We start from the raw sequence: 233 nt of genomic DNA on the forward strand, positions 1-233 counted from the left end.
AGCATTACAGGGAACATCCTGAGCCTGAGCGACGACCCAACCGCAGTGCCAATTGACTTGAGCACATACGTCAACAACGATACGAACGAGTTGCAAGACCTTAGCATTACAGGGAACATCCTGAGCCTGAGCGACGACCCAACCGCAGTGCCAATCGACTTGAGCACATACGTCAACAACGATACGAACGAGTTGCAAGACCTTAGCATTACAGGGAACATCCTGAGCCTGAG

The 233-nt window shown here is 51.5% G+C and carries 1 protein-coding gene; it reads left to right on the forward strand.

Features of this window, described 5'->3' with window-relative positions; genetic code table 11:
• On the forward strand, nucleotides 1-233 hold a 233-nt coding region (locus KIM67_RS18535), incomplete at both ends, for a hypothetical protein (RefSeq protein WP_213833039.1).

This window comes from Flagellimonas sp. 389 (assembly GCF_018449435.1).
In the GTDB taxonomy this organism is placed as follows: Bacteria; Bacteroidota; Bacteroidia; order Flavobacteriales; family Flavobacteriaceae; genus Flagellimonas.